The sequence below is a fragment of the Stenotrophomonas sp. FR024 genome, assembly GCF_047500745.2.
Taxonomy (GTDB): domain Bacteria; phylum Pseudomonadota; class Gammaproteobacteria; order Xanthomonadales; family Xanthomonadaceae; genus Stenotrophomonas; species Stenotrophomonas maltophilia_A.
In genome coordinates this window covers 25605-40257 of record NZ_JAXAXM020000029.1, presented here as the reverse complement: position 1 = coordinate 40257, position 14653 = coordinate 25605, and the positions used below count along the sequence as shown (strand labels likewise).

The following is a 14653-nucleotide window of genomic DNA, read 5'->3' as shown; positions in this document are numbered from 1 at the left end:
GCTTTGACCGATGTGGAGGTCTTGCAGGCCTCTTTGGCGACCTGCAGTTTGAAACGCGCGTCGTATTTGTTCATGTATCCCTCGGGGTTGGATCTGGTGTCCAACTCCCGGGGGTCACTTCATGGATGGGTTTACGGCGTGTCCTGGCCAGGGTGCCCCACCGCCGCCCAGCGATATCAATCGAGGCGCCAGCGCATCATCCCGCCAACGCATTTCATTCCGGCGCCAGCTGGTCCATCCGTATCCGGTTTGCGAACAGCGAGAACGCCAGCATCCCGGCCAGGCCATTCGCCCGGCTCACCCAATGCGGCAGCCAGCGCGGCGGCTTCAGCACCCCCGCGTCGAACAACGGCGCGAACGCGATCGCATCGGTCAGGCTCATCTTGCCCGCGAACAACCAACGGCAGACCTGCAACCGGTCCTCGGCCAGCATGTGGCGGAAGAACGTGTGCACCGACACCAGGCCGCGCAGGTACACCGTGTCCTTGGTGAAGGCCAGGCCGCCACTCGGCGGCACGCCACGGAACACGCGCTGTGCCGAGGCGAAGCTCTCCTCCGCGTTCTGCCCGGCATCGCAGAAATAGCGGAACACTTCGATGAAATCGGCACCTTCGCGGGCCATCGCAATCGCTTCGGTGCGCAGGCTGATGCGCTTGAGGCGCTCGATGTCGATGCTGCCGGTGATCTGCTCGGCGAAGGTGGCCAGCCCTTCCTGGGTGGCCGTCACCCGCGGCGAGGACAGTGCCAGGCTCGGCAGCACCGGCTGCTCGCGGCCGTTCAGGGCGGTCAGCGAATGCACCAGCGCTTCATGGTGGAACAGCTGCGCGCGGTCGTAGGCACTGAAGCGCGCACTGGTGCGCAGGCGGATGCGGGTCGGGCCGGCGGCGGCCTTGGACACCAGCTCCGGGTCGAGCTGTACCTGGATGATGCGCGATTCGAAGAACGCGTCCAGATCGTTCTGCAGTTGCAGTTGCAGCGCGATGGCCGAGACCGGCACCTGTTCTTCCGGCGCCAGCAGTTCGTGGTCCAGTTCGGCGGCGATCTGGATGAAGTGGCGTGCAGCCTCACGCGTACTGGGGCCATTGCCCGGCAGCGGCTGCTCGGGGGCGCCGAACAGCTGCACCGAACAGGTATCGACTGCAGCAGTGCCCAGCCCTTCCAGCAGCTGTGCGGCCAGGTCCCAGCTCTGCGCCGACTGCCGCACGTAGTGGCCCAGCGGGTGGCTGTCGTCGCAGTCGGCGGCGATCGCGGCCAGCGCGCGGCGTTCTTCGCTAAAGTCCAGCTTCGGGTAATCCACCTTCGGCAGTACCGGCTGGCCACGCGCCACGCTGTCCAGGAACGGTGCCTGCACCGTGGCTGGCCAGCTGGTCAGGCCCAGCAGGCGGATGCCTCCCACGGCCTCGACCAGGCGCGCATCGAGCGCTGCATGGTGGGCCACGTCACGGTCCAGCGTCGCAGTCGGTTCCATGCGCGGACTATAGCGCTCTGCCCGCACGTTGGTAGGTGCAATGGATCGGGTAGCTGCCAACCTTGGTTGGCATCCGCTGAAGGCGGACTTCGGATACATCCGTGCCAACCAAGGTTGGCACCTACCAGGAGCGGGCAGAGGCGGGCTTCGGATACATCCGTGCCAACCAAGGTTGGCACCTACCAGGAGCGGGCAGTTGGCATCCACCCGAAGCAGGCAGAGGCGGGTTTCATTGCAGGAGTCAGAGCCCATTGCGGTGCAATGGGATCCGACCCCGCGATACCGATCAACGCCTGCGCGGCTTGCCTGCCGGGCGGAACTGCTGGCCCTTGCCCTTCTTGCCGCCGCGTTCCTGCGCGGTCTCGGCCTGGCGCACCGCCAGCTTGGCGGCAGCGGCGGCCACTTCTTCCTTCAGCTTGAAGTAGTTCAGCAGCCGGCTCTCTTCGATCTCGCCGGCCTCGATCGCTGCACGCACGGCACAGCCCGGTTCCTGCTGGTGCTTGCAGTCGTTGAAACGGCACTGTGCGGCCAGCGCTTCGATGTCCGCGAACCCCCCCTCGGACAGGGTCTCTTCGCCGGTCGGCTTCAGCTCGCGCATGCCCGGGGTGTCGATCAGGCAGGCGCCGGTCGGCAGCGGCATCAGCGCGCGGTGCGTGGTGGTGTGGCGTCCGCGCGAATCGTTGGCGCGCACCGCGTTGGTCTTCATCCGCTGCTCGCCCAGCAGGGTGTTGGTCAGCGTGGACTTGCCGGCACCGGAGGAACCGACCAGCACCACCGTGCGGCCCGGGCCCAGCCACGGCTGCAGCACCGCCACGCTGTCGGCATCCAGGCCGTTGATCGCATGCAGCGCGATGCCCTGCATCTCCAGCTCTTCCAGCACCGCCAGCGCATCCTCGCTGTACTCGGTCTGGTCGGCCTTGGTCAGCACCACCACCGGTTCTGCACCGCCACCACCGACCAGCAGCAGGTAGCGTTCGATGCGGCGCGGATTGAAGTCGGCATCCAGGCCACAGACGATGAACACCGTATCGATGTTGGCGGCGATCACCTGCTGGTGGTAATGCTCGCCGGCCGCACCGCGCTTGATCGCGGTACGCCGTGGCAGCAGGGCGACGATGCGGATGCCATCGAGCAATACCCAGTCACCCACCGCTGGCCGTTCATGGCTGGGGAAGCGCGGGCGCTGCCATTCCGGCAGCGACTCGGCCTTGATCGACGCATCCGGGCCATCGGCCACCACGTAGTGGGTGCGGTGCTGTTCGATCACCCGTGCCGGGCGGGCCTGCGGATGTGCGGCCATCGCGGCCTGCCAGTCGGCCTGCTGCGCCGGGCCCGGCCAGGGCCAGCCAATGGTCTGCAGGGCGATGAAATCGGGGGTCTGGGTCATCGCCGCCATTCTACCTGTGCCGGCGCCCTGCCAGCCCAGCAATGACGGGCCCGGAGCCCTTGCCATGCATTGCAGCAATTCCGGTAGGATGGAAGCCCCATGCCTTTTGACGGCCCAGCCCCCATGTCCACCAACTCGCCCAAGCCCCTGGCCATCCGCGAGCGCCTTTCCGAAGTGCGCTACGAAATCCGCGGAGAACTGGCGCGGCGAGCCCGGGAGCTGGAGGCGCAGGGCCGCAAGCTGATCAAGCTCAACATCGGCAATCCCGGCGCCTTCGGTTTCCGCGCGCCGGAGCACCTTCAGCGTGCGATCGCCGACGACATGGGCCGCACCGACCCCTACACGCACCAGCAGGGCCTGCCGGTCGCGCGTGAAGCCATCGCCAGCTACTACGCCCGCCGTGGCGCGCCCGATGCGCACCCGGACCGCGTCTTCCTCGGCAATGGCGTCAGCGAACTGATCGACCTGTCGCTGCGTGCGCTGCTCAATCCCGGCGACGAAGTGCTGGTGCCCTCGCCCGACTACCCGCTGTGGTCGGCCTCGACCATCCTCAACGATGGCCGCCCGGTGTACTACCGCTGCGCACCGGAGAACGGCTTCCAGCCGGACCCGAGCGAGATCGAGACGCTGGTTTCCTCGCGCACCCGCGCCATCGTGCTGATCAACCCGAACAACCCCAGCGGCGCCAGCTACCCACGCGAACTGCTGGAGCGCGTGGTGGAGATCGCGCGCCGCCACAACCTGCTGTTGCTGGTTGATGAGATCTACGACCAGATCCTGTACGACGACGCGCTGTTCCAGCCGGTCGCGCCGCTGGCCGGTGATCATCCGTGCCTGACCTTCAGCGGCCTGAGCAAGGTGCACCGCGCCTGCGGCTGGCGCGTGGGCTGGGCCCACCTCAGCGGCGACGATGCCCGCCTGGGTGACTTCCGCGCGGCGCTGGACCTGCTCGGTGCGCTGCGCCTGTGCGCCAACGTGCCGGGCCAGTACGCCATCGAGGCCGCGGTGAACGGCCCGGACACCATTTCCGAGCTGTGCACGCCGGGCGGCCGCCTGTACGAAACCCGCCGTGCGGTGATCGAAGCCTGCGAAGCCAGCGAACACCTGTCGCTGGTCGCGCCGGCCGGTGCGCTGTACGCGTTCCCGGCCGTGGTCGGCGCTGCGGCGAAGGGCTTCGACGACCACAACTTCGCGCTGGACCTGATGAACAACGAGGGCGTGCTGGTGGTGCCGGGCTCGAGCTTCAACGTGCCCTACCGCCACCATTTCCGCGTGACCCTGATGCCGGAAGCCTCGGTGATGCGCGATGTATTCGCGCGCATTGACCGTGCCCTGGCCCGCCGTGCCGAGGACGCGACCAAGGTCGTGCCGCTGAAGCCGCGCCGTTCGGTGGCCTGACCTGTGACCCTGTCCTACCTGGCGCTGGGCGATTCGTACACCATCGGTGAAGCGGTTGCAGTCGAAGGCCGCTGGCCGCACCAGCTGGCCACCGCGCTGCGTGCGCAGGGCATTGAGCTGTCCGATCCGCAGACCATTGCGACCACCGGCTGGACCACCGACGAACTTGATGCAGGCATCGATGCGGCCGCGCCGCAGGGGCCGTTCGATTTCGTCAGCCTGCTGATCGGCGTCAACAACCAGTACCGTGGGCGTCCGCTGGACGAATACCGCAGCCAGTTCCAGGCGCTGCTGCAGCGGGCCATCGGTTTCGCTGGCGGTGATGCCGGCCGCGTGCTGGTGCTGTCCTTTCCCGATTGGGGTGCGACCCCGTTCGGCGCCGGCAGTGGCCGCGACCTGGCCACGATCGAGATCGAGACCGACGAATTCAATGCGGCTGCCGAGGTGATCAGCACCCAGCAGGGCGTGGCCTTCGTCGACATCACCGATATCAGCCGTGACCACGGTGACGACCCGGCGATGATTGCCGAAGACGGCCTGCACCCTTCGGCGCGGATGTACGCGCTGTGGAGCGCGCGCGCCCTGCCGGTGGCCGCGCACCTGCTTGGCGGCACGGACTGAGGCGATGGACGGCACGCCACGGACTGGCACGCCCCTGCCCTGCACGCCCCTGGCGGCCCCGCAAGCCCGCTTGATCGCCGACGCATTCCGGCCGGCGCAGGTCTGGGGCAGCCGCCGCGACTACTACTACACCCGCGGCAAGCTCGGCAGCGATCCGCTGTACGACGGCGTGCTGCAGCATCTGCCTGACGATGGGCAGCCGGTGCTGGACCTGGGCTGCGGGCTGGGCCTGTTCGCCCATGTGCTGCGCCAGCGCGGCGGTACCCAGCATTACCTGGGCGTGGACGTGGATGCCGGCAAGATCACCCGCGCGCAACGTGCTGCCGCCGACCTGCAGGACGTGCGCTTCGACTGCGTGGATGTGCAGGCGCCGCTGCCGGCGCAGGCCGGGCACGTCCTGCTGCTGGACGTGCTTCAGTATCTGGACGCGGGCCCACAGCAGGCCCTGCTGCGCGCGGCCAGCGCGCAGGTGGCCCACGGCGGCTGCCTGTTGCTGCGTACACCGCTGGCCACCGGCGATGGCCGCGACCGCACCACGCGGGTGGCCGACCGGCTGGCCTGGCTGATCGGCTGGATGGGCACACGACCGCGCCACTATCCCGATCCGCAGGTGTTGCAGGCGACATTGATCGAGGCCGGATTGCAGGTGACGTCGCCCCGGCCGCTGCACGGGCGTACCCCGTTCAACAGCTGGCTGCTGGTGGCGCACCGCATCCGGTAGCGCGGGGCCATGCCCGGCGGATTCCATCCATGCCGCTGCGCTCGCCGGGCGCGGCCCGGCGCTACCGGTTATCCGGCCGGCAGCTGCGCCTTCAGCCCGCGCTCGTCCAGCGCCTGCAGCACGCGCTCGATGATCACCAGGTTGTGCCCATGGGCGGCACCTTCGTGCAGCAGCACGATCGCGCCCGGGCACAGGTCTGGCAGCAGCCGTGCCAGCACGCCGTCCGGCGTGCAGCCGACGCCGTCGTAGCCGCGCGCGCTCCAGCCTACCCGGACCAGCCCCAACCGCTGCAGCACCGGCGCCACGAACGGATTGGTCATGCCCACCACCGAGCGGTACCAGCGCACCGGCTGGCCGCTTACCGCCTGCAGGGCATGCTGGCAGCCCTCGATCTCGGCGCGCATCGCCGCCGGGCCCAGCCGCCAGAAGCGCGCCTGCGGATGGCTGTGGCTGTGATTGCCCAGGTCATGGCCACGGCGCAGGATCTCCTGCACCAGTTCCGGCTGTGCCAGCGCACGTTCCCCCACCAGGAAGAAGGTGGCGCGTGCCTGGTGGCGGTCCAGCAGGTCGAGCACGGCGCGGGTTTCCGGACCGGGGCCGTCATCGATGGTCAGCCATACCGTGTTACCGGCCTCCGGCAGTCGGCTCAGCACCGGCGCATAAAAGCGGCTGTTGGGCAGGAACACCGGCACCATGAACAATGCGTGGCTGGCCACCATCAGCGGCAGCCCCCACTGCCAGCCGTCCAGGGCCCAGACCAGGATCACGACCAGCTGCGACGCCACCAGCCAGGGCAGCCAGCGCCAGGGGCGGGCCGGGATGCGATGCAATGTTCCTGCGTTGCTCATCCCCCATGATGCCATGGGGGTTAGAATTGATGATTCGAATTCCCGGAACCCCGACGTCCATGTCCCTCGATCCCGCCCTGCGTTCGCGCATCGAATCCATCCTCAACGCCAACCGCGTCGTGCTGTTCATGAAGGGCCAGCCGTCGATGCCGCAGTGCGGTTTCTCGGCCAAGGCCGTGGGCGCCCTGCAGGACCTCGGCGTCGAGTTCGCCCACGTCAACGTGCTGGCCGACCAGGAAATCCGTGAAGGCATCAAGGCCTACGGCGACTGGCCGACCATCCCGCAGCTGTACATCGACGGCGAACTGGTCGGCGGCAGCGACATCGTGCTGCAGATGGCCGCCAGCGGCGAGCTGAGCAGCGTGCTGGGCCTGGCTGCGCCGGACCGTACCCCGCCGAGCATCACCGTCACTCCTGCCGCCGTGGAAATGCTCAAGGGCGCGCTGGCCGATGCTCCGGGCGCTGCCCTGCAGCTGTCCATCGACGCCGGTTTCCAGCCGAACTTCCAGCTGGCCCCGCACGACGAAGGCGCGATTGCCGCCGAGTCCAACGGCCTGCGCGTGCAGTTCGACCTGGCCAGCGCCCGTCGCGCCAACGGCATCACCATCGACTGGGTGGACGACATCCGCGGCAAGGGCCTGGCCATCGACAACCCGAATGCGCCCAAGCCGGTGCAGGAAATCAGCGTGCGTGATGCCGACGACCTGGTGCGTGCCGGCAACATCACCCTGGTGGACGTGCGCCCGGCCGACGAGCGTGAAATCGCCGCCGTGGGCGTGCCGTTCAAGAGCTTCGACGGCAACGGCCGCGCCGCGCTGGAAGCCCTGCCCAAGGACACCGCGCTGGCCTTCATGTGCCACCACGGTGGCCGCAGCGCGCAGGCCGCCGAGCAGTTCCGCGCCCAGGGCTTCACCAAGGTGTTCAACGTCACCGGCGGCATCAACGCCTGGTCGGAAGACGTCGACAACGGCGTGCCGAAGTACTGATCGGCACTGAAAAAGGGGACGGAGGGGATTAAGTCGTTTGTGCCTCAAACGACTTAATCCCCTCCGTCCCCTTTTTCTTAGCCGGCGAACCCGCCTTCGGCCAGGTAATCCAGTTCTTCCGGCGTGGGGATGCGGCCCAGCACGGCGTTGCGATGCGGGAAGCGCCCGAAACGGCGGATGATGTCGCGGTGCAGTTCGGCGTACTGCAGGTATTCCTTGTCACCCAGCACGTCGAACATCGCCACCGAGCGGTCCTGGTCCAGCGGATCCTCGGAGTGCTCGAACGGCAGGTAGATGAAGGCGCGCAGCTTCGGCACCAGCTGCAGGTCCAGGCCCTCCTCGATGGCACGCATGGCGTAATGCCGGGCCAGGCCATCGGTGGCGTAGGAATGGGCAGTGCCCCGGAAACAGTTGCGCGGGAACTGGTCCAGCAGCAGCATCAGGGCCAGCGCCCCTTCGGCACTGCCCAGCCAATGCTCGCGCCCGCGCGAAGCGGCGGCGAAATGCTCATCCAGAAACAACTGGCGGAACTGCGCGTCGAACGCGTCGTCGCGGGCGAACCACTTCGCAGGGCCCGCCTCCTTCCAGAATTCCACCACTTGCGCGGCAACGTCCATTACCTACTCCCAGGCCCGGACGCCCCGCGCCCGGCCTTCATCATCATTCGTCGAAGCGCAGGTGGCGGACCGACTTGCCGTTGCGCCGGATAAGCTTAAGCGCCTCGATGCCGATCTGGATATGGTTTTCCACGAACTGGGAGCTGACCTTGGCATCGGAGGCCTCGGTCTTGACCCCGTCCGGGATCATCGGCTGGTCCGAAACCAGCAGCAGCGCGCCGCTGGGGATGTGGTTGGCGAAGCCGGCGGCGAACACCGTGGCCGTTTCCATGTCGATGGCCATGCAGCGCATTGCCCGCAGCCGCTCCTTGAAGGCCTCGTCGTGCTCCCAGACCCGGCGGTTGGTGGTGTAGACGGTGCCGGTCCAGTAATCGTGGCCGAGGTCGCGGATCATGGTTGAAACCGCACGCTGCAGCGCGAAGGCCGGCAGCGCCGGTACTTCCGGCGGCAGGTAGTCGCCCGAGGTACCCTCGCCGCGGATCGCCGCGATCGGCAGCACCAGGTCGCCCAGCTGGTTCTTGCGCTTGAGACCACCGCACTTGCCCAGGAACAGCACCGCCTTGGGCATCACCGCCGACAGCAGGTCCATGATGATCGCGGCATTGGGACTGCCCATGCCGAAGTTGATCATGGTGATGCCATCGATGGTGGCACTGGCCATCGGCCGGTCCAGGCCGATGACCGGCGCGCCGGTCAGCTCGGAGAACGTATGCAGGTAGCCGCCGAAGTTGGTCAGCAGAATGTGCTGGCCGAACTGGTCCAGCGGTACGCCGGTATAGCGCGGCAGCCAGTTGTCGACGATTTCCTGCTTGCTCTTCATGGGCAGTCCGGTACGGCGGGGGACCGGGTATTTTCAGCCACCCGGCCGGTGCCGTCGAGCCACCGTCGACAGGCCTGTGAAGAAGGTCACTTGGCAAGCCCGCCGCCTCCGGGCTAGCGTCGACGGTTGGACCAGCTGCAAGGGGAACTGCATGGCATCGACGTTGTTGCGCGCCGGGGTAGCCCTGGCACTGCTTTCATTGAGCACGGCTCCGGCGGTGGGCGCCTCGCGCTTCGTCGCCGATCCCTACCCCAGCACCTACCAGGCGCATCCCGATGCGCCGGTGCTGATCCAGAACGCCACCGTGCTGACCGGCACCGGCCAGCGCCTGGACAATGCCGACGTGCTGCTGCGCGAGGGCCGCATCGTCGCCGTTGGCCGCCAGCTGCAGGCCGATGCCGGTGTCACCCGCATCGATGCGCAGGGCAAGTGGGTCACCCCTGGCCTGATCGACGTGCACTCGCACCTGGGCGTGTACCCCAGCCCCGGCGTCGGCGCGCACAGCGACGGCAACGAGATGACCGCACCGGTCACCGCTAACGTCTGGGCCGAACACTCGGTGTGGCCGCAGGACCCGGGCTTCGCCACTGCGCTGGCCGGCGGCGTGACCAGCATGCAGGTGCTGCCGGGCTCGGCCAACCTGGTGGGTGGCCGCGGCGTGACCCTCAAGAACGTACCCGCGGTGACCTACCAGGCGATGAAGTTCCCCGGTGCACCGTGGGGCCTGAAGATGGCCTGCGGCGAGAACCCCAAGCGCGTCTATGGCGAAGGCAAGGGCGTGACCCCAGCCACGCGCATGGGCAACGTGGCCGGCTACCGCGCCGCCTTCATCGATGCCGCCGACTACATCGCCAAGAACAAGCCGAAGCCGGCCAAGCGCAAGGGCTGGTTCGGCAGCGACAAGGGCGACAGCGCCGGTGATGCCGGCGGCAAGCGCGATCTCAAGCTGGACACGCTGGCCGGTGCGATCGAAGGCGACATCCGCGTGCACATCCACTGCTACCGCGCCGACGAAATGGCCACCATGCTCGATCTGGCCAAGGAATTCGGTTTCAAGGTCGCTGCGTTCCACCACGGCGTGGAGGCCTACAAGCTGGCCGACCGGCTGGCCGCCGACGGCGTCTGCGGTGCGCTGTGGGCCGACTGGTGGGGCTTCAAGATGGAAGCCTTCGACGGCATCCCGGAGAACATCGCGCTGGTCGACCGGCCGAAGAGCAGCTGCGCCATCGTCCACTCCGACTCACCCGAAGGCATCCAGCGCCTGAACCAGGAAGCGGCCAAGGTGATGGCGTCCGCGCGCCGCGCGCGCATGCCGGAGATCACGCCCGAACATGCCATCACCTGGATGACCGCCAACGCCGCCAAGGCACTGGGCATTGAAGGCCAGACCGGCACCCTGGAGGCCGGCAAGATGGCCGATGTGGTGGTCTGGAACGGCAATCCCTTCAGCTCGTACGCGCTGGCCGAGCAGGTCTTCATTGATGGCCGCAGGTTGTACGACCGCAGTGCACCGGCAGCGACGCCGCGTTCCGATTTCCAGCTTGGCCAGGAGGTGCGCTGATGGGCGTGTTGAACAAGCGTCGCCGGGCATGGCCCGGCGCTACCGTGGTGGCGTTGCTGTTGCTGGCAACCACGGCATCGGCGCAGGACCTGCTGGTGCGCAACGCAACGGTGCACACCGCCAGCGCACGTGGCAGCCTGCAGAACGCCGATGTGCTGGTGCAGGGCGGCATCATCCGCGCGGTGGGCAACGGCCTGTCGGCGCCGGCCGGCGCCAGCGTGGTCGAGGCCAATGGCCGTCCCCTGACACCGGCACTGTTCGGTGGCATCACCGAGACTGGCATCGAAGAAGTTTCCGGTGAATCGAGCACGGTGGACAGTTCTCTGAAGCTCGGTGAGCAGCCACTGCGGCCGGAATTCGACGTCACCCTCGCCTACAACCCGGCCTCAGTGCTGATTCCGGTCACGCGGCTGGAAGGCATCGGCTTCACTGCGCTGGGCGCTGCCACCGGCGGTGGTTTCGTGGCCGGCCAGGGCGGCGTGATGCGGCTCGATGGCAGCGCCGATCCGATCGGCCCGCGTGCCCTGTTCCTGCGCATCGGCGCGGCCGCCTCCGAACTGACCGGGCATTCGCGCGCCGCGCAATGGATGCTGTTGCAGCAGATGATCGACGAAGCACGCGGACAGGTGGCTGCGGACTCGCCGCACGCGCTGCTGACGCCAGCCGGACGCCGCACACTCAGTCGCTACCTGGCCGGCCAGGGCCGCATCGTGGTGGAGGTGGATCGCGCCTCCGATATCCGCCAGCTGCTGCGCTGGGCCACCCGCGAAAAGGTGAAGATCGCCATCGCCGGTGCCAGCGAAGCCTGGCAGGTAGCCCCAGAGCTGGCCGCTGCGCACGTACCGGTGTTCGTCGACGTGCTGGCCAACCTGCCGGCCAGCTTCGACCAGATCGGCGCCACCCTGGAAAACGCCGCGCGCCTGCAGCGTGCCGGCGTGCCGGTGTCGTTCGTGCAGCGCGGCGACGCCACCCACAACGCGCGCAAGATGCGCCAGCTGGCCGGCAACGCGGTGGCCAACGGCCTGCCGTGGGCCGATGGCCTGGCCGGGCTGACCCGGGTGCCTGCACAGGCGTTTGGGGTGGCCGACCAGATCGGCAGCATCGAGCCCGGCAAGCGCGCCGACCTGGTGCTGTGGGAGGGCGATCCGCTGGACGTGGCGCACTATGCCGAGCAGGTCTGGCTGGGCGGCCGTGCGATGCCGATGCGCTCACGCCAGACTGAACTGCGTGACCGCTACCTGCAGCGCAACGCGCAGCCCTGACCGCACACGAGGACACACCGATGGCGACACTGCGCTGGTACTTCGACCTCATCTCGCCCTACTCCTACCTGCACTGGCAGAAGCTGAAGCAGCTGCCGCAGTTCGCGCAGATCCAGACCGTGCCGATCGCCTTCGGTGCGGTGCTGCATCACCTTGGCAATCTCGGTCCGGCGGAGATTCCGGCCAAGCGGCGCTTCATCTACCGCCAACTGTTGTGGACCGCGCAGGCCGAGGGCACACCGCTGCGATTCCCGCCCGGCCATCCGTTCAACCCGCTGCCCGCCCTGCGCCTGTGCCTGGCCGCGGGTGCCAGCGTGCAGGCGGTGGACGTCCTGTTCGACTGGATCTGGCGCGACGGCAACGCGGCCGACAGCCCTGACGCCCTGCGCGAACCGGCCGCACAGCTGGGTATTGACGATGTCGCCAGCGCCATCGCCGACCCGGCGGTGAAGGAGCAGCTGCGCCGTAACACCGAGGCCGCAATTGGCGCCGGGGTGTTCGGTGTGCCGACCCTGGCTATCGATGAGGAGCTGTTCTGGGGCAACGACGCGCACCCGCTGATGGCTGCCGTTCTGGCCGATCCTGACCTGCTGCGGCAGCCCGAATGGCTGCGCCTGGCCACCCTGCCGGTGGCGGTGCAGCGCAGTCGCTGAACAGGGCGTGGCGCGTTTCCCTCGCGCGCCTGGCTGGGATTTGAGATAGATTTCACGTTTCCGAACCTACAACCGCCCTGGAGGGGGAGCCGCGGATGCGCATCGGAATCGTCGTCGACTCGGCCTGCGACCTGCCGCCGGACTTCATCGCCACCCACAACATCGTGCTGCTGCCGATCACCGTACGCATCGGCGAAGCGGTGCTGGCCGATCATCGCGATGAACAGGCCACCCTGAGCTTCCTGCACGCGCACGTGGCCGAACACGGCGCCGAGGCGGAAACCATTCCCTTCAGTGTCAACCAGATCCGCGACCTGTTCCTGCAGCAGCTGGTGATCGATTACGACCACGTGTTCTGCATGACCATCACCAAGACCCGCAGCCCGATCCACGACAACGCGCTGCAGGCCAGCTTCGCCATCCTCAACGACTACAAGCCGGTGCGCCAGGCGGCAGGCTACAACTCACCGTTCGCGCTGCGCGTGCTCGATACCCAGAACCTGTTCGCCGCGCAGGCGGTGACCGCAGTGGAAGCGGTGCGCCTGCGCGACAGCAACGCCAGCGTGCAGCAGATCCGCGAGCGGCTGGAGGAGCTGGCCAGCAACGTGCACGGCTACATGGTCACCCGCGACCTGTACTACATGCGTGCGCGCGCACGGCACAAGGGCGACCGCAGTGTCGGCCTGCTCAGTGCGGCGCTGGGCAGCGCGCTGGACATCAAGCCGGTGCTGCACGGCTACCGCGGCGAAACCGGGCCGGTAGCCAAGATCAAGGGCTTCGACAATGCCGTGCAGAAGCTGTTCGCGGTGGTCGGCCAGCGCGTACGTGCCGGGCTGATGACGCCGACGGTGTGCGTCAGCTACGGCGGAGAACTGGACGAGCTGCGTGCCCTGCCCGGCTACGCACAGCTGAAAGAGGTCTGCGCCACCCATGGCGTGACCGTGTACGAATCGGTGATGAGCCTGACCGGCATGGTCAACGTCGGCAAGGGCGCGGTCACCGTGGGCTTCGCCGATGGGCCGCATCGGTTCGAGTGAGGCCCCGACGCGGCGCGGATCTGCACATCGATTCCACCGCGGTTATGCCAGTCTTCCCGCACTTCAAGGAGAACTCCATGCCTGCGCAGTACCACATCAGCCTGCCCGACCCGTCCAAGGCACGCGGCAATGACCCTGACCTGTCCTTCCATTCGCAGGGCGCCGCCGGTTTCGCCGAAGAGCTGCAGGATGCGCTGCGCAATGGCAGCCTGTTCGAGCGCTGGAAGGCCAAGCAGCCTGACCCGGACGCGGTGGAACCGCAGTGGGGCGTGACCGATCCGGATGCCACCGTGACCGGCGAGCAGAAGGACCTGCGCATCAACCTGGTGGCCACCACCCGCATCGACAGTGACGTGTTCAAGCAGCGCCTGCGCCTGCTGGCAGGCCACCATTGGGAACTGCGCGACGTGCGTTGAGGCACCCGCCCGCCGGGCATGGCCCGGCGCTACCGTGCCCGTGTCGTGATCGACCCGGTGCCGATGACCATGCTCTGGTAGACGCCAACCTTGGTTGGCGCTTGCACAAACGGCTGCCAACCAAGGTTGGCCACTACTGACGCGCCGCCGGACATGGCCCGGCGCTTCCGAGGGCTGCTCCGGTAGATGCCAACCTCGGTTGGCGCTTTCCAACCCGCCGCGCATGTGGCTGGCACACTGTGGGAATGAGAAACAGAGATGCCATCACCCGGCCGGGTACGCGCGGCGAGAAGAAGCTGCGCGATGCCCCACGCCGACTACGCGACCTGCAGCATTGGGCTGACTGCTTCAGTGGTGCGTTTCCCTCGCCAGAGGAGTTGGGCAGTCAAGCTCGCTACTGGAACTACAAGGTTCCGACCCGAGCCGGTCTGATCGAAGGCCCGGCCACCACCCTGAGAATCCAGCGTGCCTGCGCCCAATCGCTCATCAGCGCCTGCGCAAATCTGATCCAGTCGCGGCCCGCTTCACAAGCTACTGTGCGGGTAACCTGCTGCATCGCCCAGCCAGGGATGTTCTCCAGCGAGATTTGCCTTTACCTGGACGAAGCGTACTTCCAGGGCCACGTCGCCTCGACAGCGGATGGCCAGGTCACCGCCATCACCTCGCGCAGTCTTTCCGCCGAATGGCAGCTCGTCCTACCCCAAGGCGTTGAGGAGCGAGGTGTGCAGGTCAGCATTCCTCCCACCGACCACGATGACGGTCTGGAACAGGAATACTGGTTTTACGGCGAGGTAGCGGACCGGCGTTGATGCGTCCACCGGGTCCACAGCACGTGGCCCGGCGCACGACGGGCTCTGG

Annotated in this window: 15 protein-coding genes; 10 read left to right on the top strand and 5 right to left on the bottom strand. The window is 67.7% G+C overall.

Annotated elements, in window-relative coordinates; all coding sequences use genetic code 11:
• Positions 1-214 precede the first annotated feature (214 nt).
• On the bottom strand, positions 215-1468 hold the full coding sequence (locus ACMZ91_RS20685; RefSeq protein ID WP_049463662.1) for a flavohemoglobin expression-modulating QEGLA motif protein: 1254 nt from the start codon (positions 1466-1468) through the stop codon (positions 215-217).
• A 286-nt stretch (positions 1469-1754) separates the two neighbouring features.
• A complete protein-coding gene (gene rsgA, locus ACMZ91_RS20680) occupies positions 1755-2864 on the bottom strand; it encodes a ribosome small subunit-dependent GTPase A (RefSeq protein ID WP_032129866.1) in 1110 nt (369 codons plus the stop codon).
• A 114-nt stretch (positions 2865-2978) separates the two neighbouring features.
• Between rsgA and ACMZ91_RS20675 the strand changes: the two genes are divergently transcribed.
• From ACMZ91_RS20675 to ACMZ91_RS20665, 3 genes are read left to right on the top strand one after another with little or no spacing between them, the layout of a single operon-like run.
• Entirely contained in the window at positions 2979-4253 is a 1275-nt protein-coding gene (locus tag ACMZ91_RS20675; RefSeq protein WP_049463664.1) for a pyridoxal phosphate-dependent aminotransferase, read from the top strand.
• A 3-nt stretch (positions 4254-4256) separates the two neighbouring features.
• Positions 4257-4874: an SGNH/GDSL hydrolase family protein gene (locus tag ACMZ91_RS20670; RefSeq protein ID WP_149908650.1), complete on the top strand. Its 618-nt coding sequence runs from the start codon at positions 4257-4259 to the stop codon at positions 4872-4874.
• Positions 4875-4878: 4 nt separating this feature from the next.
• Positions 4879-5595, top strand: coding sequence for a class I SAM-dependent methyltransferase (locus tag ACMZ91_RS20665; RefSeq protein WP_149908651.1), 717 nt, complete (start codon positions 4879-4881; stop codon positions 5593-5595).
• A gap of 68 nt (positions 5596-5663) precedes the next feature.
• Here ACMZ91_RS20665 and ACMZ91_RS20660 read toward each other — a convergent pair whose 3' ends face one another.
• On the bottom strand, positions 5664-6443 hold the full coding sequence (locus ACMZ91_RS20660; protein ID WP_336685895.1) for a polysaccharide deacetylase family protein: 780 nt from the start codon (positions 6441-6443) through the stop codon (positions 5664-5666).
• A 59-nt stretch (positions 6444-6502) separates the two neighbouring features.
• Here ACMZ91_RS20660 and grxD point away from each other — a divergent pair, with 59 nt between their 5' ends.
• The gene (gene grxD, locus ACMZ91_RS20655; protein ID WP_049400248.1) at positions 6503-7429 is read left to right on the top strand and encodes a Grx4 family monothiol glutaredoxin; all 927 of its coding nucleotides are present in this window, start codon (positions 6503-6505) and stop codon (positions 7427-7429) included.
• 77 nt (positions 7430-7506) lie between these two features.
• Here the strand turns inward: grxD and ACMZ91_RS20650 are convergent, their stop codons facing one another.
• Positions 7507-8046, bottom strand: coding sequence for a DUF924 family protein (locus ACMZ91_RS20650; protein WP_006384394.1), 540 nt, complete (start codon positions 8044-8046; stop codon positions 7507-7509).
• 43 nt (positions 8047-8089) lie between these two features.
• Entirely contained in the window at positions 8090-8866 is a 777-nt protein-coding gene (locus tag ACMZ91_RS20645; protein WP_005414446.1) for an AMP nucleosidase, read from the bottom strand.
• Positions 8867-9017: 151 nt separating this feature from the next.
• Here ACMZ91_RS20645 and ACMZ91_RS20640 point away from each other — a divergent pair, with 151 nt between their 5' ends.
• The 6 genes from ACMZ91_RS20640 (at position 9018) to ACMZ91_RS20615 (ending at position 14604) form a co-directional block, all read left to right on the top strand.
• Positions 9018-10427 carry an amidohydrolase gene (locus tag ACMZ91_RS20640; protein WP_277779168.1) on the top strand — a complete coding sequence of 470 codons (1410 nt, stop codon included), beginning with the start codon at positions 9018-9020 and terminating at the stop codon, positions 10425-10427.
• Complete coding sequence (locus tag ACMZ91_RS20635) at positions 10427-11689, top strand: amidohydrolase family protein (protein ID WP_149908653.1); 1263 nt, start codon at positions 10427-10429, stop codon at positions 11687-11689. Before ACMZ91_RS20640 ends, ACMZ91_RS20635 begins: the two co-directional genes overlap by 1 nt.
• 20 nt (positions 11690-11709) lie before the next feature.
• Complete coding sequence (locus ACMZ91_RS20630) at positions 11710-12342, top strand: 2-hydroxychromene-2-carboxylate isomerase (protein WP_049400251.1); 633 nt, start codon at positions 11710-11712, stop codon at positions 12340-12342.
• A gap of 95 nt (positions 12343-12437) precedes the next feature.
• On the top strand, positions 12438-13379 hold the full coding sequence (locus ACMZ91_RS20625) for a DegV family protein (RefSeq protein WP_189720019.1): 942 nt from the start codon (positions 12438-12440) through the stop codon (positions 13377-13379).
• 77 nt (positions 13380-13456) lie between these two features.
• Positions 13457-13795 carry a hypothetical protein gene (locus tag ACMZ91_RS20620; protein ID WP_032129876.1) on the top strand — a complete coding sequence of 113 codons (339 nt, stop codon included), beginning with the start codon at positions 13457-13459 and terminating at the stop codon, positions 13793-13795.
• Positions 13796-14040: 245 nt separating this feature from the next.
• Positions 14041-14604 carry a DUF3916 domain-containing protein gene (locus tag ACMZ91_RS20615; RefSeq protein ID WP_014038449.1) on the top strand — a complete coding sequence of 188 codons (564 nt, stop codon included), beginning with the start codon at positions 14041-14043 and terminating at the stop codon, positions 14602-14604.
• Positions 14605-14653 lie beyond the last annotated feature (49 nt).